The organism is Rhodanobacter sp. LX-99, assembly GCF_018599185.1.
In the GTDB taxonomy this organism is placed as follows: domain Bacteria; phylum Pseudomonadota; class Gammaproteobacteria; order Xanthomonadales; family Rhodanobacteraceae; genus Rhodanobacter.
In genome coordinates this window covers 531,907-548,486 of record NZ_JAHFVL010000003.1, presented here as the reverse complement: position 1 = coordinate 548,486, position 16,580 = coordinate 531,907, and the positions used below count along the sequence as shown (strand labels likewise).

General features: G+C 68.1%; 12 protein-coding genes. 7 read left to right on the top strand and 5 right to left on the bottom strand.

All coding sequences use genetic code 11. From position 1 onward, the window contains the following. Positions 1-72 precede the first annotated feature (72 nt). The 5 genes from KK131_RS16515 to KK131_RS16495 form a co-directional block, all read right to left on the bottom strand. Positions 73-819: an electron transfer flavoprotein subunit beta/FixA family protein gene (locus KK131_RS16515; RefSeq protein WP_214557803.1), complete on the bottom strand. Its 747-nt coding sequence runs from the start codon at positions 817-819 to the stop codon at positions 73-75. A 108-nt stretch (positions 820-927) separates the two neighbouring features. Then, positions 928-2,988, bottom strand: a complete 2,061-nt coding sequence (locus KK131_RS16510) for a glycoside hydrolase family 99-like domain-containing protein (RefSeq protein WP_214557802.1) — start codon at positions 2,986-2,988, stop codon at positions 928-930. Between the two features lie 50 nt (positions 2,989-3,038). Next, the gene (locus KK131_RS16505) at positions 3,039-5,078 is read right to left on the bottom strand and encodes a glycosyltransferase (RefSeq protein WP_345777270.1); all 2,040 of its coding nucleotides are present in this window, start codon (positions 5,076-5,078) and stop codon (positions 3,039-3,041) included. A 105-nt stretch (positions 5,079-5,183) separates the two neighbouring features. Then, positions 5,184-6,053 carry a phytanoyl-CoA dioxygenase family protein gene (locus tag KK131_RS16500; protein WP_214557801.1) on the bottom strand — a complete coding sequence of 290 codons (870 nt, stop codon included), beginning with the start codon at positions 6,051-6,053 and terminating at the stop codon, positions 5,184-5,186. Between the two features lie 64 nt (positions 6,054-6,117). Then, a complete protein-coding gene (locus KK131_RS16495) occupies positions 6,118-7,734 on the bottom strand; it encodes an electron transfer flavoprotein-ubiquinone oxidoreductase (RefSeq protein WP_214557800.1) in 1,617 nt (538 codons plus the stop codon). A gap of 169 nt (positions 7,735-7,903) precedes the next feature. Here KK131_RS16495 and KK131_RS16490 point away from each other — a divergent pair, with 169 nt between their 5' ends. From KK131_RS16490 to KK131_RS16460, 7 genes are all read left to right on the top strand, one after another. Then, positions 7,904-9,301 (top strand): amidase, encoded by a 1,398-nt coding sequence (locus KK131_RS16490; RefSeq protein WP_214557799.1) that lies wholly within the window; start codon positions 7,904-7,906, stop codon positions 9,299-9,301. Between the two features lie 72 nt (positions 9,302-9,373). After that, the gene (gene cysD / locus KK131_RS16485) at positions 9,374-10,291 is read left to right on the top strand and encodes a sulfate adenylyltransferase subunit CysD (protein WP_214557798.1); all 918 of its coding nucleotides are present in this window, start codon (positions 9,374-9,376) and stop codon (positions 10,289-10,291) included. Further along, the gene (gene cysC / locus KK131_RS16480; RefSeq protein ID WP_214557797.1) at positions 10,291-12,168 is read left to right on the top strand and encodes an adenylyl-sulfate kinase; all 1,878 of its coding nucleotides are present in this window, start codon (positions 10,291-10,293) and stop codon (positions 12,166-12,168) included. Before cysD ends, cysC begins: the two co-directional genes overlap by 1 nt. Positions 12,169-12,256: 88 nt before the next feature. Beyond that, the gene (gcvT, locus tag KK131_RS16475; RefSeq protein WP_214557796.1) at positions 12,257-13,357 is read left to right on the top strand and encodes a glycine cleavage system aminomethyltransferase GcvT; all 1,101 of its coding nucleotides are present in this window, start codon (positions 12,257-12,259) and stop codon (positions 13,355-13,357) included. Positions 13,358-13,462: 105 nt separating this feature from the next. Then, complete coding sequence (gcvH, locus tag KK131_RS16470) at positions 13,463-13,858, top strand: glycine cleavage system protein GcvH (RefSeq protein ID WP_214557795.1); 396 nt, start codon at positions 13,463-13,465, stop codon at positions 13,856-13,858. Positions 13,859-14,559: 701 nt separating this feature from the next. Further along, positions 14,560-15,093, top strand: coding sequence for a met regulon transcriptional regulator MetJ (gene metJ, locus KK131_RS17765; RefSeq protein ID WP_214557794.1), 534 nt, complete (start codon positions 14,560-14,562; stop codon positions 15,091-15,093). 384 nt (positions 15,094-15,477) lie between these two features. Next, on the top strand, positions 15,478-16,512 hold the full coding sequence (locus tag KK131_RS16460) for an energy transducer TonB (RefSeq protein WP_214557793.1): 1,035 nt from the start codon (positions 15,478-15,480) through the stop codon (positions 16,510-16,512). Positions 16,513-16,580: the final 68 nt, after the last annotated feature.

The following is a 16,580-nucleotide window of genomic DNA, read 5'->3' as shown; positions in this document are numbered from 1 at the left end:
GTATCGCGCTTCGCCCGTACCCTCACCCGGCCTTCGGCCACCCTCTCCCGGAGGGAGAGGGAGTGAATGGGGTTACAACAGGCCCTTCTGCTTCAGTGCGGCGACCAGCTCGGCCGCGTCCTTCACCATCACGCCCTTGCTGCGCTTGGCCGGCGCCGCGTAGTGCGTGGTCTTCAGATGGTCGTGCGCCTCGACGCCGAGCGAACCGAACTCGATCGTGTCGATCGGCTTGGATTTCGCCTTCATGATGTCGGGCAGCTTGATGAAGCGCGGCTCGTTGAGGCGCAGGTCGGTGGTGATCACGGCCGGCAGCTCGGCCTCGATCACTTCCAGGCCGGCGTCGACTTCGCGGGTCACCGTGGCTTTGCCGTCGGCGATGTCGACCTTGCTGGCGAACGTGGCCTGCGGGCGGTCCCACAGCGCGGCGAGCATCTGGCCGGTCTGGTTGGCGTCGTCGTCGATCGCCTGCTTGCCCAGGATCACCAGCCCCGGCTGCTCCTTCTCGATCAGCTTGAGGAACACTCGGGCGGCAGTCAGCGGCTGCACGGCATCGCCGGTGACCACGTGGATGGCGCGGTTCGCGCCCATCGCCAGGCCGTTGCGCAGGTGCGCGGTGAGGTCGGCCGGGCCGATGCCGACCACGACCACTTCCTCGGCGACGCCTTTCTCGCGCAGGCGCAATGCCTCTTCCAGCGCGATGTCGTCGAACGGGTTGGCGGACAGCTTGACGCCGTCGGTGACCACGCCGCTGCCATCGGGCTTGACCTGGATGCGCACGTTGTAGTCCACGACGCGCTTGTAGCCGACCAGAATTTTCATCTGCGATTCCTGTCTCGTTGGCCGCCCCGGCAGGGGTGCGAAACCGCCATTCTACCCGGCATCGAACAATCGTACGAAATGAGCGGTTCGGCGGCGCAGCGATGGCGATCAGCCGCTGCGTCGCGCGTACGGATACGTCCCGGGCGCCGCTTCGGCGAGGCCGAGCAGGCCGGCCGCGCTGAGCGTGCTGAAGCCGCCGGCGTTGGCGCTCAGGCTGAACACGCGTTCGATCGCATGGGCCAGGGTGCCATCGAGCTGGCCCGCTTCGGCCTCGAACTCCGCCACTTCCAGGTGGGCGTCCAGCAGCAGGCGCAGGGCCGCCGGGCGCAGCCAGAACATGCTGCCGGCGATGAAGCTGTCGTGTTCCACCTGCGGCGCCGCAATGCCGAGGCGACGGGTGAGATAGTCGACGTTGGCCTGGTTGGCGCCCCAGTAGTAGTCCAGTGGCTGCAGGTGGCCTTCGGCGTGAACAAGGCCCAGCGTGGCGTCATCGCGGAAGGCCGCCACGATACGGCCGGCACGTTCGGGGGTGAGCAGCTTGTCGAGCAGTTCGCGGCGCCAGGTTTCGCCGTCCTGGCGATGGGTGGAGCGCTTGCCGTGCAGTTTCAGCACGGTGGTCACGCCTTCGTCGAGCAGGCGGTTGGCCACGTGCAGGAACGGCAGGATGTCGCGGCCGCGGTTTTCGAACACGTCGATCTCGGCGACGAGGCCGAGCTGCGCCACCCGTTCGCGCACGGCCTGCTCGCGTTCGTCGGCGGTAGTGATCACGACGCGCCAGTCGATGCCGCTGGCGCGCAATGCCGCCACCAGTTCGTCCAGCAGCTCGGGATACCAGACGTGGATCACCGCGCAAGGTCGCGTATCGGCGGCCGGCGCCGGCTGCAGCGCGGCGCGGGTCGCTTCCAGCCAGGCGTGGCCGAGCCGGCTGTCCGGCTCCAGCACGGCGCCTTCGGCCCATTCGTTCCAGGCGTTGACGAACACCAGCGGCTGCGCCGGGAAGCGCCGTTGCGCGACGCCGACGGCATGCCGCAACCAGTCGCGATAGCCGCGCGGCGAGGCATGCGCGAACACGCGGCCGCCGCCGCTGCGGCGCGGTTCATTGTCCCAGCCCGGGTTGACGCCGGGGTAGCGCGGGTAGGCGGGCTCGGGCTGCGCCATCGACTGCCGTGCCAGCTCGCGCCAGTCGTGCACGTCGCCGCGGTAGTCCGGGTTGAGCAGGCGCTGCCGCGCGGTGATCGGCGCGGGCGTGGTGTTGTTCGGCGGGAATTCCACCGCGGCATCGAAGCCGATCGTGCGCGGGTCGACCCGGTCGAAACTCTGCACGTAGGCAAGCTGGATCTCGCCGATGCCGTTGGCGCGGCACCACTCGCGCCAGCGCGCGGCGGTGGCCTTCGGGTCCGGCAGCAGGCCGGGGCGGTAGACCAGCAACAGCGGCTTGCCGTCCACGCGCAGGTAGCGCGGGTCGGCGAGGTAGCGGGAAACGTGTTCGATGAAGGCGAGGTCGTCGGCGGGACTGTGCCGTTGGCCGATCAGGATGTCGTCGGCGCGGCCATCCCAGCGCCGCGACCAGTTCTCGTTGGCCCAGCACAGGCACAGCGGCAGGTCGAGCGTGCGGTCGGCCAGCCATTGCTGCAGCGGCGTTTCCAGCAGGGTCTTGCCGGCGAACCAGTAGAAGTAGCTGCAGAACGCGCCGATGCCGTATTCGCGCGCCAGCTGCATCTGCCGGCGCATCGCGTCCGCCAGGCGCAGGTCGTAGAAGCCCAGCTCGCCGGGCAGGCGTGGCTGCGCATGCCCTTCGAACTGCGGCAGCGCGCGCGTCACGTTGTGCCACTCGGTGAAGCCCTCGCCCCACCACGCGTCGTTCTCCGGGATCGGATGGAACTGCGGCAGGTAGAACGCGACCACGGTGGCGGGCAACGGCGCCGGCAGCGTACCGCTGCGCCGGGGTACGAAACCGATCGCGCGTCCGGCGGCCTGGGTGCGTGGTCGGTGCTCGGCCTGCGACGCTTCGGCCGGTTGGCCGCGCGGCCCCGGCGGCAGCAGGTCCGCGTGCCGGTCCAGGAAACGCTGGCGCAGCCGGTCGCGCGTGGTGCCCGGCATCGGGGTCAGCCGGAAGCCGGTGCGCAGCACGGTGAACAGACAGCGTTTGGCGAAGTCGCGAGCGGACATGGCGGCCTATCGGTGGGGATGCCGAAGCATCGGCGCTGGCACGCGCGGGGTCAATCCAGCACGCGATGCAGGGTGGCGGCGGCGGCGGCGGCGGAGAAATGCTGCTGCACATTGTCGAGGCCGTGTGCGGAGAGCTGCTGCCAGAGCGTTTCGTCGCGCTGCAGCCGCCGCACCGCCGCGACGAAGGCGGCCGCGTCGTCGGCCACCAGCACGTTCACGCCGTCGGCGAGCTGCATGCCCTCCACCGCGATGGTGGTGGCGATCACCGGCACGCCGTGGCTCATCGACATGTTGATCTTGCCCTTCACGCCGGCACCGAAACGCAGCGGTGCCAGGGTGGCGAGGCAGCGGTCCAGCCACGGCGCTAACTCGGCCACGCGGCCGTGGAATTCGAGGCCCGGCGTGGCCAGCGCGCGCCGCGCCGCGTCGGGCATGTCGCCGAGCACGTGCACGCGGATGCCGGGGGTCGCTTCGCGCAGTCGCGGCAGGATATCGTCGGCGATCCAGTGGACCGCGTCGCTGTTCGGCGGGTGGCCGTAGCCGCCGATGAAGATCAGGTCGCCGCGCCCCGCATAGGGTTGCCGGCTGCCGTGCACCTCGTGGATGTTGGACAGCAGTTCCACCCGCGCCTGCGGCAACAGCCGCGCCAGCAATGCCCGCTCGTGCGGGCTGACCACGAAGCTGACGTCGGCCTGTTCGATCAGGGCCAGCTCGCTGCGGCGTGCGGCTTCGGCCTGGCGGGCCATGACGGCGCTGCCGCCGAGTTCGGCGGCGCGCCGTTCGCGCAGGAAGTGCAGGTCCACCGTGTCGAACAGCAGCTTCGCCTGCGGCGCGTGCCGGCGCACCAGCCCGGCGTACTGGCCGGCGACGGTGTGCCGGCACAGGATCACCGCGTGCAGTTCGCTGCCGTGCTCGCGCAGCCAGCGCGGCAGGTCCGCCACCCACGGCTTGCTCAGCACTTCGCAGCCCAGTGCGCCGAGCGCGTCGATTTCCGCCGGGCTGGCGCGGCCGTCGTCGGGCAGGAAGGCGGTGCTCCAGCCCTGCTCGTCGAGCAGGCGCAAGATCGCGCACAGGCGCAGCGAGCCGGAGTCGCGCGCAGGCTCCGGCGTCATCGCGTCCACCACCAGCACACGGCCGCGCCGGCGCCAGTGGATCGCGCGTTCGAGTGGCGTGCCGGCGGGCGGCTGGGCGGCGAGTTCGGTCGTCCATTTGTCGACGAACTTCGCCCGGTTGGGCCGCTGGTGGCGCTTCATGCCGCGGTCGAGGTCGGTGCCGGCGCTGATGCCCTCGCAGTGGATCGCCGTGCTGGCCGGCTCGTAGTACACGCGCAGGCCGAGCCGGCGCACCGCGAACGCCAGGTCGGCATCTTCGTAGTAGGCCGGTGCGTAGCGCGCATCGAAACCGCCGACGCGGTGGAACACTTCGCGGCGGATCAGCAGCGAGGCGCCGGAGACGTAGTCGGCCTCGCGCCGGCAGCGGAACAGCGGTACGTCGCGCGGCTCGAAGCGGCCGGTGGTCCAGCAGCTGCCGTCGGCAAACACCAGTCCGCCCGCTTCCTGCAGGCGCCCGTCCGGGTAGACCAGCCGGCTGCCGGCGATGCCGCAGTCGGCACGCTCGGCGAAGCAGCGCAGCAGCGCGTCCATCCAGCCGGGCGTGACCTGGGTGTCGTTGTTGAGGAACAGCAGGAATTCGCCGCGTGCCGCGGCGGCGCCGGCGTTGCAGCTGCCGATGAAGCCGAGGTTGTGCGGGTTGATGACCAGCCGCAGTCCCGCGATGCCGGCCAGTACCTGCGCGCTGTCGTCGGGCGAGGCGTCGTCGATCACGATTACCTCGAACGTGGCCGCCGCCGCGTGCTGCATGATCGAGCGCAGGCAGGCCAGCGTATGGGCCAGCTCGCCATGCACGGGAATGACTACCGAAACGCGCGGTGCGGCAGGCGAAGGCAGCACCAGCCCGTGCGCGTCCACGTTCAACGGCAACAGGTGCAGCTCGGGGTCGAGTGCCGGCCGCCGCGCGAACTCCTGTGCAATGCGCGATAGCGTGCCGCGCGCGCCACGCAGCGCGAAGCTGCCGACGATGCGCCGGAACACATAGGTCAGGCGCTTCAGGCGCCATCGGAAATAGGCAATCAGGAGTCGTTCCTCATAGGGGCCTCATCGTGGGGTCGGATGGGCGAGCGCAACCGGTCACGCCGTTCAGAACAGCGGCCAGCGCAGCCGGCGCACCGGCATGGTGTGCGTGTGGCCGAAGTCGATTTGGCGAAAGCGGGCGATGTGGCGTTGGCCGTGCCTGTAGTAGCGCCATTCCGCCTTCGTCGGCAGCACCTTGTCGGGATTGTAGAACACGTCGATATGGTGCACCGGAACGCCGCGCGGAGTGACATGCATCACCAGGCTGCGCCGCGGGCGTTCCCTGTCCAGGTGCGGCGAGCCGCCGTGGAACATCTGCGGATGCCAGATGATCACGTCGCCGCGTTGCACGTGCACTTCCCGGTGGCTCATGCCACGTTCGTCGCATTGTTGCTGCACGGCGGCCTGATACGCGTTCCAGCCGGGATCGGAGATCGGCGGGATCGAGGCGGGATCGGGGAACAGCTCGCGCGCCAGTGCCGCTACGTCGATCGGCGGCAGGCGGTGGCTGCCGGGTACCACCCGCAGCGGACCATTGCCGGCATCGACATCGTCCAGCGCCAGCCACACGCCAAGATAGCGGTCCGCCGGGCGCGTGCAGAAATAGGGCGTGTCGCGATGCAGCGCCTGCTCGGAGCCGCGTTCGTAGTACAGGCTGGTGTACAGCGTCGCCGGCTGATCAAAGAAGCGGTCGCACACCGGCAGTGCCTGGTTGTCGGAGAACACGCTGGCCAGCGCGTCGATCGCCAGATGCAGGTTCACCACGCGATAGAGCTGGCCGTGTTCGTTGACGTTGCCCTGGATCGCGGCGCGATGCTTCCGCTTGAACGCGGCAATGCCGGCCAGTGCGCGCTCGCAGGCTTCCGTCGAAACAGCGCCGCGGATCACCGCGTAGCCTTGTTCATTCAGCTGGGTGTAGCCGTCGTACTGCGTCATGCGTGTTTCCGGGAGATCACAAGCCGGCTTGCGGAACGTTTCCGGTGGCGCGTGGGGCCACGCATCACAGGTTCTGGTAATTCGGCCCGGAGCCGCCTTCCGGCGTGACCCAGGTGATGATCTCGTACGGGTCCTTGATGTCGCAGGTCTTGCAGTGCACGCAGTTGGCCGCGTTGATCTGCAGGCGGCGGCCCTTGCTTCCGTCGGCATGCACATCCTCGACCATTTCGTAGACGCTGGCGGGGCAGAAGCGGGTGCACGGGTTGCCGTATTCGGTGGTGCACTGGTCGATGCAGATGTTCGTGTCGGCCACGTGCAGGTGGATCGGCTGGTCCTCGTCGTGCTCGGTGGCGGCGAAGTACACGCCGGCCAGGCGATCGCGCGGAGCCAGCGTGCGTTGCACGTAGTCGCGCTTCGGTTCTTCCTGCGCGCCCAGCTTGTGCAGGCTGGACCAGTCGGCCTTGTTCTTCAGCGTCCACGGCGACAGCCCGGCGGTGACGGTTTCCCAGGCGGCGTTGAGCATGCCGAACCACAGGCCCTTCTTGAATGCGGGCTTGATGTTGCGCACCTTCCTCAGCTCGGCCATCACGTCCGAACCGCGCAGTTTCGCGTCGAAGCCGGTCGGGTTCAGCGCGTTCGCGGCCAGGTGCTCGGCGGCGAGCATGCCGCTCTTGATCGCCTGGTGGGTACCTTTCACCTTCGGCACGTTGAGCAGGCCGGCGGTGTCGCCGATCAGCAGCGCACCTGGCATCTCGCATTTCGGCAGCGACTGGTAGCCGCCGGTGACGATCGCGCGCGCGCCGGCCGAGAGGATCGTGCCGCCTTCCAGCAGCGGTTTCATCATCGGGTGGTTCTTCCACTGCTGGAACGCTTCCCACGGCTGGTAGTTCGGGTCGCTGTAGTCGAGCCCGCTGACGTAGCCGAGCGCCACGCGGTCCTGGTCCAGGTGGTAGAGGAAGCTGCCGCCATAAGTATGTGTGTCGGCGGGCCAGCCGAAGCTGTGCACGATCTTGCCCGGCGTCACGCGGCCGGCTGGCAGCTGCCATAGCTCCTTGATGCCGATCGAGTAGCCTTGCGGGTCGCTGCCGGCGTCGAGCTTGAAGCGCTTGATCAGCTGCTTGGTCAGGCTGCCGCGCGCGCCCTCGGCGAGCACGGTGACCTTCGCCTTGATGTCGATGCCTTCGGTGTAGCCGGGCTTGTGCGTGCCGTCCTTCGCCACGCCCATGTCGCCGATGCGCACGCCGGCGACCGAACCGTCCTCATCGTAGATGTTGTCGGCGGCGGCGAAGCCGGGAAACACGTCCACGCCCAGCGCCTCGGCCTGCGGCGCCAGCCACGCGCACATCGCGCCCAGCGAGACGATGAAGTTGCCGTGGTTGCGCATGCCCGGCGGCACCATCATCTTGCGCCCGCCGGTCTTCGACAGCAGCCAGAATTCGTCGTCGCCGGCCGGCACGCAAATGGGCGGTGGCTGGTCGCGCCAACCCGGCAGCAGCGCGTCCAGCGGTTGCGGCTCGATCACCGCGCCGGACAGGATCTGCGCGCCGATGGTCGAGGCCTTCTCGATCACGCACACGCTCACTTCCGGCTTCAGCTGCTTCAGGCGGATCGCGAACGACAGGCCGGCCGGACCGGCGCCGACGACGACAACGTCGTATTCCATGGTTTCGCGTTCGCTCATGGCGGACTCCCTGATGCTGGGTGGAGGCGCAGGCGGCTGCCGTGCGTGAGGGTATGGGTCGGACAGCCATTGTCCGTTTTCAGGCGCCGTGCGGCAACGCGTGCTGCGCCACCGCTTGCAATCGCTTCACCGGACGCGGCGATAATCGGGGCAACCCAAGGGAGTGTTCATGAATTCGATGCCGCCGATCGCCGATCTCGACCTGCGCCGTGCCTCGCTGTGCCAGTTGCTGCACTGGCTGGCGGTGGGTCGCGTGCAGCCGCAGGCGCTGGCCGACGCTTACCAGCAGGCGATCGAGCGGATCGATCCCGCGCTGCATGCCTATGTCGACCAGCGCTCGGGTTTGCTGCAGGACCAGGCGCAGTTGGCCGACCGGCGCCGCCGCGACGGCGTGATCGGGCGGCTGGATGGCATTCCGCTGGCGCTGAAGGACAACTTCGACATCGCCGGCTGGCCGACCCGGGTCGGTCTGCCGGGCCGCGGCAAGCCGGTGCAGGAAGACGCGCACGTGGTGGCGCGGCTGCGTGCGTCCGGCGCGATCCTGCTGGGCAAGACCAACATGGACGAGGGCGCGCTGGGCGCCGTCACCGACAACCCGCACTTCGGCGCCACCCACAATCCGCACCGGCACGGCTACACCGCCGGCGGTTCCTCCGGCGGCGCGGCGGCCGCGGTGGCCGCGGGCCTGGCGGTGGCCGCGGTGGGTTCGGACAGCCTCGGCTCGATCCGCATCCCGGCCAGCTATTGCGGCGTGTATGCGCTGAAGCCCACGCACGGCGAGATCTCCGCTCGCGGCCTGGTGCCGGCGGCGCGCCGGCTCGACGCGGTCGGCCTGCTGGCGCGCAGCGCCGACGACCTCACCGTCCTGCTGCAGGTGCTGGCCGGCTACGACGCCGACGATGCACGCTCGCGCCGGCGCCGGGTCGCGTTCGCGCTGCCGGACTGGGAGCCGGGCAACCTGCGCGCAGGCCTGCTGCCGGACCTGGCCGCGGTCGGCGTGCAGCCGGAAGTGATCGAGGTGTTCGAGGCGGCCATGGCGAAGTTGCCGCACGCGCTGGGCGACCGCCGCACGGTCGACTTCGCCGACTGGGATTTCGCGCGTACCCGCCGCGCCGGCCTGCTCTTGATGGAAGCGGAGATGCTCGGCACCTTCGCCGCGGATCTGGCCAATGCCGAGCATCCGGTATCGGAGCGCTTCCGCCGCCTGCTCGGCTACGCCGCCGGCAAGAGCGCGGCCGACTACGCGGTGGCCGACCGCGTGCTCGACGCGGCCACGCTGAAGATGCGCCGGCTGTTCTCCCAGGTCGACGTGCTGGTGCTGCCGACCACGCCGCAGGGCGCGTTCCCGCTGGATGGCCCGGTGCCCGACTCGCAGGCCGACCTCACCAGCTTCGCCAGCCTGGCCGGTTGCCCGGCGGTGAGCCTGCCGATGGGCACGCTGCCGAACGGCCTGCCGGTGGGCCTGCAACTGGTCGGCGCACGCGGCTCGGACCTGCGCCTGCTGGAGCTGGCCTCGGTGTGCGCGGCCACGCTCGATGTCGAGCCGACGTATCCGGTGATCCCCTGAGGATCGCGTAACATGCCGGGTTGAACGCGGCGCCAGTTTGTCGCCGCCAACTTCTTTCAAGTCTCCGATGGCATGACGGTCGCATTCCCGCAATCGCAAACGCATCTCGACGAACTCGAGGCGGAAAGCATCCACATCTTCCGCGAGGTGGTGGCCAGCTTCCGCCATCCGGTGATGCTGTATTCGATCGGCAAGGATTCCTCGGTGCTGCTGCACCTGCTGCGCAAGGCGTTCCATCCGGCGCGGCCGCCGATGCCGTTGCTGCACGTCGACACGACGTGGAAGTTCCGCGAGATGATCGCGTTCCGCGACCGGGTGGCGGCGGCCGGCGACGTGCAGGTGCTGGTGCACGTCAACCAGGACGGCGTGCGCCAGGGCATCACGCCGCTGACCCACGGTGCCACGGTGCACACCGACGTGATGAAGACCCAGGCGCTGAAGCAGGCACTGGACCAGTACGGGTTCGACGCTGCGATCGGCGGCGCGCGGCGCGACGAGGAGAAGTCGCGCGCCAAGGAGCGCATCTTCTCGTTCCGCAACGCGCAGCACCGCTGGGATCCGAAGCGCCAGCGGCCGGAGTTCTGGCACACCTTCAACACGCACATCCGCAAGGGCGAGAGCGTGCGGGTGTTCCCGCTGTCCAACTGGACCGAGATGGACGTGTGGCTGTACATCCAGCGCGAGGGCATCGAGGTGGTGCCGCTGTACTTTGCGAAGCCGCGCCCGGTGGTGGCGCGCGATGGCGCATTGATCATGGTGGACGACGAACGCTTCACGCTGCGCGAGGGCGAGGCGGTGGAAATGCGGGAGGTGCGCTTCCGCACGCTGGGCTGCTACCCGCTCACCGGCGCGGTCGAATCCAGCGCCGATACGCTGGACAAGATCATTCGGGAAATGGCCGACTCGCGCAGTTCCGAGCGACAGGGCCGGGTGATCGACCACGACCCCACCGCATCGATGGAACGCAAGAAGCAGGAGGGCTATTTCTGATGGCCGCACCGATCACCCTCGATGCTGGCAAGGGCCTGCTGCGCTTCATCACCTGCGGCAGCGTGGACGATGGCAAGAGCACGCTGCTCGGCCGCTTGCTGTACGACGCCGGCACGGTGCCGGACGACCAGCTCGCCGCGCTGGCGCGTGACAGCCGGCGGCTGCATGCCGACGCCGGCGATGCGCTGGACTTTGCCTTGCTCACCGATGGGCTGGACGCCGAGCGGGAGCAGGGCATCACCATCGACGTGGCTTACCGCTACTTCCACACCGCGCGGCGCAGCTTTATCGTGGCCGACTGCCCCGGACACGAGCAGTACACGCGCAATATGGCCACCGGCGCCTCCAACGCCGAGCTGGCGGTGGTGCTGGTGGACGCGCGCAAGGGCCTGCTGCCGCAGACTCGCCGGCACACCTATATATGCAGCCTGCTCGGCATCCGTCAGGTGGTGCTGGCGGTGAACAAGATGGATCTGGTCGATTGCGACGAGGCCGTCTACCGCGAGATCAGCGAAGCCTACCGCGCGCTGGCGCAAACGCTGGGTATCGCCAGCGTGGCGTGCCTGCCGGTGATTGCGCCGGGAGGCGACAACGTGGGCGTGCGTTCCGCGCGCATGCGCTGGTACCGCGGCCCCAGCCTGCTGGAGCTGCTGGAGGCGGCTGACGCGGCGTCCGCCCGGGCGGCGGATTTCCGCATGCCGGTGCAATGGGTGAACCGGCCCGACCAGTCGTTCCGCGGCTACGCCGGTACGGTCTGCGGCGGCCGCGTGGCCTGCGGCGACGAGATCGTGGTGCAGCCGGGCGGGCAGCATGCGCGGATCGCCCGCATCGTCGGCGCCGATGGCGACCTGCCCCACGCGGCGGACGGCCAGGCGGTGACGCTGTGCCTGGACCGCGAGATCGACGTGAGCCGCGGCGACGTGATCGCCGATGCGCTGCGCCCGGCGCCGGTGGCCGACCAGTTCGCCTGCCACCTGCTGTGGGTGGGCGACGCGGCGCTGCTGCCGAACCGCACGTATTGGCTGAAGCTCGGCACGCGCACGGTCAACGCGCGGGTGATGTCGATCAAGTACAAGGTGGACGTCAACAGCCAGGCGAAGCTCGCCGCGCGGCAGCTGGCGCTGAATGAAGTGGGCTCTTGCACGCTGGGCCTGGACGACGAGATCGCGTTCGAGGCCTATGCGGACAACCGCACGCTCGGCGGCTTCATCCTGATCGATCGCCTGAGCAACGCCACGGTGGCGTGCGGCATGCTGGATTTCGCGCTGGGCCGTTCGGCCAACGTGCACTGGCAGCACGTCGACATCGACAAGGGCGTGCGCGCCGCCAGCAAGGGGCAACAGCCGCTGTGCCTGTGGTTCACCGGCCTGTCCGGCGCCGGCAAGTCCACCATCGCGAACCTGGTCGAGCGCCGTCTGCACGCGCTGGGCTGCCACACCTACCTGCTCGACGGCGACAACGTGCGCCACGGCATCAACAAGGATCTCGGCTTCACCCCGGAGGATCGCGTCGAGAACATCCGCCGCATCGCCGAGGTGGCGCACCTGATGGTGGACGCCGGCCTGATCGTGCTGGTCAGCGCGATCTCGCCGTACCGCAGCGAGCGGCAGTCGGCGCGCGAATTGTTCGCGGCGGCGGAATTCATGGAAGTGTTCGTGGACGCGCCGCTGGAGGAATGCGAGCGGCGCGATCCCAAGGGCCTCTATCGCAAGGCGCGCGCCGGCACGATCCGCAACTTCACCGGCATCGACGCGCCGTACGAGCGGCCCGCGGCGCCGGACATCCACCTGCTGAGCGGCGGACAGCACGCCGAACAGCTGGCCGAACAGGTTGTGGCACGGGTGCTGGCCGGGATCGACGGCCACGCCCGCGGCTGATCCTGCGTCGTCGTCGCCCGCGCACGGCTTGGATTGCCCGCTGCCGGCGGCGATAATGCGGGACTTTCCCCCGCAAGGCGCCGCCGCGATGACCGAGAAGACCATACTCAACGCCACCCATCGTGCGCTCGGCGCGCGCATGGTCGACTTCGGCGGCTGGGACATGCCGATCAACTACGGCTCGCAGATCGAGGAACATCACGCGGTGCGCCGCGACGCCGGCATGTTCGATGTCTCGCACATGACCGTGGTCGACCTGCACGGCGCACGCACCCGGGAATTCCTGCGCCACCTGCTGGCCAACAATATCGACAAGCTGAAGGTGCACGGCAAGGCGCTGTACTCGTGCATGCTGGACGAGCGCGGCGGGGTGATCGACGACCTGATCGTGTACTACCTCGGCGAGGAGTTTTTCCGGCTGGTCGTCAACGCCGGCACCCGCGCCAAGGATCTGGCCTGGATCGAGCGCCAGGCGAAGGCGTTCGACGTGCAGGTGAAGGAGCGCCCCGAGTTCGCCATGATCGCGGTGCAGGGCCCGCATGCGCGCGCCAAGGTGCTTGGCCTGCTGCACGAGGTGGATCGTCCGCGCATCGAGAAGCTCGGCAAGTTCAGTGCCGCCGCCGCGCAGGGTCCGCACGGCATGCCGCTGTTCGTGGCGCGCACCGGCTACACCGGCGAGGACGGTTTCGAGATCATCGTGCCGGCCGAACATGCCATCGCGCTGTGGGAGGCGCTGGCCGCCGCGGGCGTGGCGCCGGCCGGCCTCGGCGCGCGCGACACGTTGCGCCTGGAAGCGGGCATGAACCTGTACGGCCAGGACATGGACGAGAGCGTCACGCCGTGGGAGGCGAACCTGGGCTGGACCATCGCGCTGGACGAGGGCCGCGACTTCATCGGTCGCGCCGCGCTGGAGCAGCAGAAGGCGGCCGGCGTGCCGCGCGTGATGGTCGGCCTGGTGCTGGACGACAAGGGCGTGCTGCGCCACGGCCAGAAGGTGCTGACCGCGAACGGCGAGGGCGAGATCCTCTCCGGCAGTTTTGCGCCGACGCTGAACAAGGCGGTGGCGTTCGCGCGCATTCCGGTCGGCGAGCCGGGCGACGTGCGCGTCGACATCCGCGGCCGCGAGGTGCCGGTGCGCCTGGTGAAATACCCGTTCGTGCGCGACGGCAAGCCTTGCGAAGGGATTTGAGCGCCGTCGCGCCGGTGTGCCGTCCGCGGTACATTCTTCCCATTGGCGGATGTAGCTAGAATCACCGCCTGTAACCTGACCCAACCAAACGACTGGACCCCGATCATGAGCGAGATTCCCGGCGATCTGAAATTCCTCAAGTCCCACGAGTGGGCCCGCGTCGAAGACGATGGCCTGGTCCGGGTGGGCATCTCCGACCACGCGCAGGGTCAGCTCGGCGACCTGGTCTACGTGGAACTGCCGGAAGTCGGTTCCGCCGTGAAGGCGGGCGCCGGTGCGGCCGTGGTGGAGTCGGTGAAGGCCGCTTCCGACATCTACTCGCCGGTCTCCGGCGAGATCGTCGAGGTCAACGAGCTGCTCAACGACAAGCCCGAGACCATCAACGAGGACGCTTTCGGCGAAGGCTGGATCTTCCTGGTGCGTCCCAGCGACCGCGCCGAGCTCGACGAACTGCTCGACGCGAACGACTACGAAGAACTGGTCGAGAACGAAGACCACTGAGTCGCGATTGACCGCAGCCTGACCTTGCCGGCCGCCCAGTGCGGCCGGCAGCGTTTTCGGGGGCGGAATGTGTCGCCGCGTCGTGCATGCAGCCATCCGGTTTTCCCAGGCGGCGCCGGCCGGAACGACGTGCTTCTGGGCGAGCGACGCCCTGTTCCTTCCGATGAAATCATCTCGATGTCTGCATGGCGCATGCATGCCGTCGTCGACGTGATGGCGTGCAAAATGTCGTCGCGTGGTCGCCATCGGCGATGAGGGCCCGGGAGTGCCGCGCATCCCGTTCGCGCCGTTGCCGGGGTGCGGACGGGGCGAGGCGCCGGATATTTTTCGCGTGCGCCGGGGTGCGGGTTCGGCTCATTTCAGTCGTGTTCTGTTCATCTGCCGGGAGCCTTTCGGTGGCTCGGAACGCACCTTGATCGAGCGACTCCCTGCAGCAGACGTCTGATGGATCATCACCGTAGGAGTGTCTTGAAAGCGTTGTGCCGCAACGGTTTCAAGGAATCTCATGTTTTTCATTGAAATAAAATTTGGACGTATAGACGTCCAATTGATTATGCCAATGATCACCCCTCAGGCCTTATCGCGGCAGGCCTCCGGCGGGTTTGGGGCGGGGTGGATCGGATTGATTTCATGACTAAAATCAATTGACAGCCGAAATCTTCGGGGATAGCTTTCGCAACAGATCACGGGGAATGCGTTTTATGGCAACAACGAAATTCATCAAGCCCTATGTCGAGCACGGTGAAAAGGCCAATGCAGTACGCAAGATCACTGTCTCGATTCCGCTGCATGTCCTGCGGCGGCTTTCTGATTTGCGCACCCACCGTCAAGTGAACAATCTTCGGCACGCTACCAACAGTGACGTGTTGGTCGAAGCGTTCCTGCACGCTTTTACTGGGCAACCACTGCCAACTGATGAGGAGCTGAGACGAACCATGGCCACTGCCAAGAAATCCGCTGCAAAGAAACCGGCCGCCAAGAAGGCCGCCGCCAAGAAACCCGCCGTGAAGAAGGCCGCCGCCAAGAAGCCGGTTGCCAAGAAGCCGGCCGCCAAGAAGGCTGCTGCCAGGAAGCCGGCCGCCAAGAAGGCTGCCAAGAAGCCGGCAGCCGCCAAGAAAGCTGCTGTGAAGAAGGTCGCGAAGAAGGCTGCGCCGAAGAAGGCCGCCGCCAAGAAAGCTGCACCGGCCAAGGTGGTGAAGGCCACCAAGACCGCGAAAGCCAAAGCGAAGAAGTAAGGCTGCAAGCAACACGACAAGCGACACCCACAATAAGACAAGCAATCGACTTCTCTCCCCGCGGTGCCCAGCGCGGGGAGAGTACTTCGAGAAGCCTTCGTCCCGGCCTGGCCGGGACGCTTCGTTTCAGGGGTCGGAGAATCCACCCCGCGACCTTCGAAGCCGGCGCTGCCCGCAGTGTTTTCGGCGATCTCCACCGCTGCCCGGTGCCGCCTCCCTGGGCCGGATTCCGGCCCGGTGCCGTGATTCCGCACGCGATTTGCCGTGCTGCGCCATTGGAGTTACCTTCTGCACATCCGCGCCGCGGTGAATCCGGGGGATTCACTGCTCCTGGATGGACAGGGGGAAAAAGCGCGGGTATCTGTCGACACTCAGTGAGAGACCATGGATACCCGATACATACTTGATACGCGCCGGCATGCGCGCGGGGCCGTTCGGCCCCTGGTCATTGCCATCATCGCCATCTTTGCCCTGCTCGCCGTGGGCGCATGGTTCCTGATCATCAAGCCGCACCAGGAGTTGGTCATGGCCGACTCGGGCGGCCATCCGTCCACGCCGGTTTCCACCGCGACGCGGACGGCGCCGCCGCCGGCCAACGTGGCGGCGATGGATCTCAACCAGCTGCTTGCCGAGGCGCGTACCGCCATGAACGAGCAGCGCTACCTGGCGCCGGCCGGCAACAATGCGTTCGAGTTCTATCTGCGCGTGCTGGAAAAGGAACCCGGCAACAAGGTGGCTTCCGATGCGTTGCGCGAGACGTTCCCGTTCGCCGCCACCTCGGCCGAGCAGGCGATCAACTCGCGCGACTTCGGCGAAGCGCAGCGCCAGATCGATCTGCTGGCGAAGGCCGACCCGGCCAACTTCACCTTGACCATTCTCCGTTCCAAGCTCGATGCCCAGCGCAAGACGCTGGACAAGCAACAGCAGCTGGCGCTCGATCAGGAGAAGGCCGCCCAGCTCGCGGCCCAGAAGGCCGCGGCGGACAAGCTGGCGGCGGACAAGCTGGCCGAGCAGCAGAAGGCCCAGCTGGCCGAGCAGCAGAAGGCCGAGCAGGCGAGCGCGGCGCAACAGCCGCGCCAGCAAGCCGCGGCGAATACGGCGGCGGGCGGCGACAATGCCGCGGGTGCGGACAGCGGCAGCGCGGCTGGCGCGACCATGGCGGCGGTGCTGGTGAAGGGTTCCCCGGCGCGTTACCCCACGGCGGCGATGCGGGCACGCCAGGAAGGCTGGGTGGTGGTGTCGTTCACGGTCGATCCCGATGGCAAGACCAGCGACGTGAAGGTGGTCGAGTCGCAGCCGCGTCACGTTTTCGATCGTGCCGCCATCGACGCGGTGGAGCGCTATCGCTTCAATCCGGCGATGAAGGACGGCACGGCCGTGTCCAGCGTCAAGCAGCAGCGGATCGAGTTCAAACTCTGATCGCGGCGTGACTGCGGCAACCGGGGCGGCGCATGTTTCGCATGCGCCGCTTTCTTTTGGGCGGCTGC